The organism is Amycolatopsis thailandensis, from assembly GCF_002234405.1.
GTDB lineage: Bacteria > Actinomycetota > Actinomycetes > Mycobacteriales > Pseudonocardiaceae > Amycolatopsis > Amycolatopsis thailandensis.
On record NZ_NMQT01000017.1, the window covers coordinates 34122 to 40198 of the forward strand.

The 6077-nt window shown below is 67.5% G+C and carries 8 protein-coding genes; 5 read left to right on the plus strand and 3 right to left on the minus strand.

Annotated features, from left to right (window positions below; genetic code table 11):
- Positions 1-65: 65 nt before the first annotated feature.
- Positions 66-926 carry a chloramphenicol phosphotransferase CPT gene (gene cpt, locus CFP71_RS44815; protein ID WP_244199560.1) on the minus strand — a complete coding sequence of 287 codons (861 nt, stop codon included), beginning with the start codon at positions 924-926 and terminating at the stop codon, positions 66-68.
- A gap of 153 nt (positions 927-1079) precedes the next feature.
- Between cpt and CFP71_RS05490 the strand changes: the two genes are divergently transcribed.
- Positions 1080-1778 (plus strand): S1 family peptidase, encoded by a 699-nt coding sequence (locus tag CFP71_RS05490; RefSeq protein WP_341866879.1) that lies wholly within the window; start codon positions 1080-1082, stop codon positions 1776-1778.
- A gap of 87 nt (positions 1779-1865) precedes the next feature.
- On the opposite strand, the gene CFP71_RS05495 is transcribed toward CFP71_RS05490, so the two are convergent.
- Positions 1866-2672 carry a hypothetical protein gene (locus tag CFP71_RS05495; RefSeq protein WP_244199561.1) on the minus strand — a complete coding sequence of 269 codons (807 nt, stop codon included), beginning with the start codon at positions 2670-2672 and terminating at the stop codon, positions 1866-1868.
- A gap of 79 nt (positions 2673-2751) precedes the next feature.
- Complete coding sequence (locus tag CFP71_RS05500; protein WP_093932734.1) at positions 2752-3705, minus strand: hypothetical protein; 954 nt, start codon at positions 3703-3705, stop codon at positions 2752-2754.
- Between the two features lie 230 nt (positions 3706-3935).
- Between CFP71_RS05500 and CFP71_RS05505 the strand changes: the two genes are divergently transcribed.
- From CFP71_RS05505 to CFP71_RS05520, 4 genes are all read left to right on the plus strand, one after another.
- Positions 3936-4277, plus strand: a complete 342-nt coding sequence (locus CFP71_RS05505; RefSeq protein WP_073848466.1) for a WXG100 family type VII secretion target — start codon at positions 3936-3938, stop codon at positions 4275-4277.
- A gap of 21 nt (positions 4278-4298) precedes the next feature.
- Positions 4299-4601 (plus strand): hypothetical protein, encoded by a 303-nt coding sequence (locus CFP71_RS05510; RefSeq protein ID WP_005155348.1) that lies wholly within the window; start codon positions 4299-4301, stop codon positions 4599-4601.
- Positions 4602-4711: 110 nt separating this feature from the next.
- Positions 4712-5116 carry a hypothetical protein gene (locus CFP71_RS05515; RefSeq protein ID WP_093932735.1) on the plus strand — a complete coding sequence of 135 codons (405 nt, stop codon included), beginning with the start codon at positions 4712-4714 and terminating at the stop codon, positions 5114-5116.
- Positions 5113-6077, plus strand: a 965-nt coding sequence (locus CFP71_RS05520; protein ID WP_093932736.1) for a WXG100 family type VII secretion target, incomplete at its 3' end; no start/stop codon positions are given. The genes CFP71_RS05515 and CFP71_RS05520, both read left to right, overlap by 4 nt.

Genomic DNA, 6077 nt, shown 5'->3' on the forward strand with positions numbered 1-6077 from the left:
CACCGCAGCCGGCACCCCGCATCGGTCCGAGGCCACAGAAGCGCGCCTTTCGAAGCCTCGGAGGGTCACGTGATCCGCGCGGCGATCTCGCGGGCACAGTCCAGGGCATCCTTCACGCCCGTATCCACTTCGAGGTCGTAAACCACACCTCGATGCACGACTTCGGCCTGCGTCTCCGCCATCCCCACGACCCGATCCCCACGCGCGGCCTCCCTCGCCGCGGCCACAGCACCGTCGCACCGGACCCCGACCCACAGCACGTCGAGCCTGTCCAACCCAGCACCGTCCAGCCCAGCACGCCAGCGCTGTTGTGACGCCGCCCCACCGAGGAACACATCGTCGATGATGACCCGGGCTCCGGCCCTGACCATCGCCGCGACACCGGTCATCCACGCTTCTTCGAGCCGCCGGAAACCGGATCCGACGCTCACCCCGCCATCGGCAGCGAAGTCGATACCCTCGTCCACCGAGGCGGGCATGGCGTCGATCAAGGTGTCGACACCCAAGGTGAGCCAAGGTTCCGGCAGCACCGTCTGCAGACTCCGGGCGATCGCCGACTTACCCGAACTGGACCCACCGTTCAGGACGATCACCCGGGTCGCCGCGCGATCACGCCGGGGCGACGGCGGGGCGGGCAGTGGATCACCGCGCTCCGCGCGGAACTCCGCGACCAGATCGAACAGCGCGGCCACCTGTGACGCGTCATCGAGATCGGAGAACGACGGGTCACACTTTTCCAGCAAACCGGATACAACGGACGCCCACACCAAAGGCCCCGGATCCACCCATTCCTGAAATCCGCGCAGAACACGGTTCTCCGACGCCGCGTTGAACCCGTACAAGAACAGGCAAGCGTCCCGAAGCGTCGAGATCCCGTACACGGCAGGCCGGAACCTGACGTCGGCCAGTCGGTCATCGATGTCCACACCCGACTATCCCACCCGGACGGCCCAATACTTTCCTCGCACCGCTTACCGACTTCGGTAGGTTACAAAAACCCTTACCGCCACATAACTTGGTGAAACCGTTTCAAGTCGAAACGAACTCCCCGACGCAGGCCGAAGGGCGTATTCATGCGTATGTCCAAGATCGTCGCAGCGGTGGCCGGCGCCGCCGCGGCGCTGACCGTTGCCGCCACCCCTGCCGCGAACGCGGGCCAGGACATCATCGGCGGCGGCACCGTGAGTTCCGCGCCATGGGGCGCCCAGATCTACTGGAACGACGCCACCGCGTACGGCGGCTTCAACTGCTCCGGCACGATCATCGCGCCGCAGTGGGTCCTCACCGCGAAGCACTGCCTCAACGCCCCCGGCATGCACGTGAAGGTCGGGAACGTCAACCTCAACCAGGGCACGAACGCCGAGGTCGACCAGCAGAAGGCGGCCCCCAGCGGGGACATCGCGCTGCTGCACCTCAAGACGGCGGTCAGCACCACGTACATGAAGCTCGGCACCGCGAACCCGGCCAACGGCACCACCAACCAGATCTACGGCTGGGGTCGCACGCAGGGCAACAACCCGCCGTCGAGCGTCCTGAAGACGGCCAACGTCCGCATCACCGGAACCAGCAGCGACGCCTATGGCGGCCAGGCCATCGCCAGCGTCGGCGTCAACGGTTCGGCATGGCACGGCGACTCGGGCGGCCCGCAGCTCTCGGGCGGTGTCCAGGTCGGCGTCTGCTCGACCGGCAGCAACTCCGGCACGAACCCGCAGGGCACCCAGAACTACGCCAGCGTCGCGGCGAGCCGCAGCTGGATCCGGACCACCGCGGGAGTCTGATCACAGAGTCCGGCAGTAAGGGAAGGGGCCGTTCGAACCCGAACGACCCCTTCCCTCACCTCGAAATTCTACCCGGAAACCCTTGGCTCAGGAGCACTTCGACTTCGGGTTGATCATCGACACCGAGCCGACCTTCTCCCCGTTGACGGTGAACTCGTAGATCCAGTCCGGTTTCCCGTCGACGGGCACCTGGAACCGGCCGTTGCTGCCGGCCTTCATCCCCTTGGCGTCGTAGGCCGTTTTCAGTTCGGCCAACGACGAACCAGCGCCGATCCCCTCGGCCGTCTTCGCGTCCGAAGGCGCGGCGAGTTCACGCAGCCCGTCCTTGCCGAACGAGGCGCCGCCCGCGGCCACGAAGGCCTTGTCACGTTCTTCCCGCTTGCCCGCCAGATCGGCGGTCGCGAGAGCGGCGTCGGCGAACAGTCGCGCGTCCTTGGCGGATTTCTCCGCCGCCTTGGCGCTTCCCTCCGCGGACGCGCCCGGTTTCGGCTCCGGATCCGCTTCGAGTTCGTCGGCCTTCTTGTTCAGGTCCTTGGCCTTGGCCTCGACATCGGCCTCCGCCTTCATCCGCGCCGGGTCGGGTGCCGGGCCGCCGGTGTAGGAGAAGTCGGTACAACCATCCAAATTGGACGTCGGCGCCGAGGCGAGCTTGCCGCCCGTCAGCGCGGCGTCCTTGGCCATCCCCAGAGTCAGCCCGCGATAGCCCGCGGGGCCGAACGTCTCCGGCGCCGCCGGCTTGTCCGCGTCAGACGCCCCAGCCGCCCCCGCCGCCCCCGAAGTCCCGGAAGACTCCGGCGACGAACACGCCACCCCGCCGATCAGCACCGCCGCGGCGGTGAGCACCACGCCCGCGCGTCTGCCCGAAAACCGCCGATAAGTCCGCGTTCCATGCACGCTTACCCCCTTCATCGGCTCGAAAGTTATCCGATTCCGGAGAAAGTCCCGAGTGGATTTCGCGGGGATACGGTGAAGATCACGTCAGCTGGTGCATCGGCCGCGGCGTCCGGAGCGAAAGGGCCGATCCGGCGGCCACGACGGCGATGATCCCGGCGCCCGCGACCAGTGTCCAGAAGTCGGGATGCACGATGGACTGCCCCCGCTGAGCCTGCCAGGTGAGCAGCACCAGCAGCCCCGCGAAGCCCGCCGAAGCGGTCCGGACCAGATTCCGCCGCACGAAGTCCGATTCCAGCACGGGATAACGCCGGGCGAGCTTGAGCAGTCCGAAAGCGACCAGGGGAAGCACCTGGATCGCGTGGATCCCGAAGAAATGCGGGATCCGCATGTCCCCGCCCACCGTGCTCCAGCCCAGCACCGGCAGCCCCGGGCCACCGTCGGGCACACCGACGGCGTGGGCGCCGACGATCGACGGTCGTTCACCGGAGCGGAACTGGGCCATCTGCTGCTCGTTCGGGCCGAACATCAGCAGCGCGATCCCGATGCCGGCGACGGACAACGCGGCACCCGCGCGTAACGCGGAGTTCATCGCCCGGTCGGGAAGACGTTGGAACAGCAGGAGAACGGCGATCGCCGCCGTCGCGGCCCAGCCGGTGAAAGCACCGTTCGCGACCATGTTGTTGATCCACTGGTCGACCGGGGTCTCCTGGTTGAAGTGGAGCGTCCGGCCGCGGACGGCGATCTGCCAGAACAGCAGCGCCATGTCCAGGCCGAGGCCGACCGCGAACACGGTCCCGAGCCACCACCCGAGCCGTTTGCCCCGGGTCAGCTGCCCGATCAGCCAGGCGAGAGTCACCGCGTAGAGCCCCACGGAAATCGTGAACTTGAGCGGCTTGAGCCAAATGGGCGCGTTGACGAGGCTGCGATCGTCGAAAACAAGACCTCCGAGCGCGATCACCCCGAGCACCGCCATCGCCGCCGCCAAGATCATCAGCGGGCGATGCAGTACTGTCCTGGATCCCTTGTCCACCATGGATTAGAGGGTTCCGCGGGGCTCCACATCGAACACTGGAGTACTCCCCCGGATCGAAGGTGGGGAAGGCCCTACCGCCGACCTGTGGGTAATAGTGCCGTCACCGTGACCGGCAGTTGTGCCGTTTGACCGCACTCCCCTCTTTTCTAGCGTGTCCTTCACAAGAGCAGACAGGGCGTCCCCTGGTGCTCACCGGGATTTCCAGCGAGATGAGAGGAGGTGGCCCATCAATGACCGGTACGGGATATCAGGCAGACGCAGCTGCGATGGCGCGCGCCGTCCAGGGGTTCGAGGAAACCGCGTCGAACGCCAAGACCACGATGGCCAGCTTGGAGAGCGAGCTGACCCAGACCCTGCACAACTACAAGGGTGACCAGGCGGTCGCGTTCTGGGACCTGCAGCGCCGCCTGCAGGAGAAGATGACCATCGCCGTGAACGAGCTCAACACGATGTCGCGCCTCGTCCACGAGAGCAACCGGAACTACAACTCGGGTGACGAGCAGGTCCGAGAAAGCCTGACCGGGGTCAGCGGAACCGTCGACCAGACCGTGATCCACCGGCTGAACCCCTGATCCGCGAGAGGACCACCAATCATGGCTGACGTCGTCGAAATCAACTTCGCCGCGCTGCAGCACAGCTCGGCCTCGCTGGCCGCCAAGGCCAAGGCGCTCACCTCCCAGCTCGAACAGCTGCACACCAACCTGCAGCCGATCACCCAGACCTGGTACGCCTCCGGCAGCTCCGCCGGTGAGGCCGCCCGTGCGTCTGAAACCCGCCTGCGCCAGGCCACCGCGGACATCGTGGCGATCATCGCGCAGTTCGGTGGCAAGGTCGGCGACGCCCACGATCTCCAGCACAGCCTGGAGAACCGCAACCAGGGCCTGTTCGCCGGCTGATCCCCCATCCGTCGGTCGGCCGGTGCTTTCACCCCCCTCGGCACCGGCCGGCCGGCTTTGCGCGTAGTCGTCCTTTGTTGGCATGGCCGATCACGAGAGAGCCGGGATCAATGCAAGACCAGTCGTACTACGTCCATCTGGAATCGCTGAAGGACTTCGTGCGGGAACTGGAGACCCAGATCCATGCGATGTCCAAGCCGAACGACTTCCTGCTGACCCTGAGCGAACAGCCGTTGTTGTTCGGCGAGTTCGGGGAGGCGGGTTCCCTCAACAAGGCGCATCAGGCGGCCGTCGCCGAGATGCAGGGGCTGCTGGACCAGGTCAAGGGCGCGATCACCTTCGCGCAGGACGTCACCACGACCGTCGCGGACGGCTACGCCGCGGCCGATGACTCGGTCGCGGGCGACATGAACCACTCCAGCCAGCAGACCGGTCTGCTCGATCCGCTGCTCAACGTCCTCGGCGGCGTGCTGGGTGGCAACAACGGCTCGAACGGCGGGGGGAACAAGGGATGACCGACACCGCGCACACGAACTTCGCCGCCTATTCCCACCAGCAGCTCTACGCGATGCTGCAGGCAGGCGACCCCAACACGGCACGCCACGCGGCCCACAAGTGGCAGTCCACCGGCACCGGCCTGTTCGAACAGGCCGAGAACCTCACCGGTGAGCTGAAGGACTTCTCCGGCAGCTGGACCGGTGGCGCGGCCGACAAGTACCACACGATGATCAGCGACCTCGTCGGCGGAATCCGCAAGGTCGCCCAGACCGCGAACGCGATGAACCACCTCCTCGAAGACGCGGCGGACGCGCTGGTGAAGGCGAAGAAGGAGATGCCGCCGCCGGTCGCGGTGCCGGACGTCTCCCCCGCCGACGTCGCGTTGGCCGTCAACCCGCCGCTGCTGCCCCCGGACTCGTCGCCGGCGACGATCGTCAACGCCGCGCAGCAGCGGCAGCTGGCCATCGCGAACGTCGAAGCGCAGCAGCAGGCCGCGGGGGCGGCCAGCGCGGCGCACAGCAAGGCGATCGTGGTGATGACGCAGCTCGCGGGTGACTACACCACGGCGGAGGAGTCCATTCCGGCCTCGCCGAACGCCGTCGCGCCGCCGCCGGTCACCGGGGGCGGTTCGGCCCCGGGCGGTGGCTCCGTCGGCAACAACATCGGGGGAACGCCCGGTGGTGTCGGCGTGGTGCCGGGCGACAACACGCACCCGCTGCCGTCGGACGGCTCCACTCCGCCCACCAACGGGCAGCCCGGCCAGCCGCCCAAATCGAACCCGTTGTTCGGCGACATGTTCACCGCCGGTCTGGCGGCGGCCTCGGCCGCCGCGTTCGGCCGGTTCGGTTCGATCATGCCGCGCGTTCCAGGGTGGGCCAACGGCAAGAACCCGAACGAGAACAAGGACAAGAACGGCGAGCCCGTCGGCGGAGGTGCCGGTGCGGCCGGCGCGACCGCGGGCGGCGCCGGCGGCGGCAT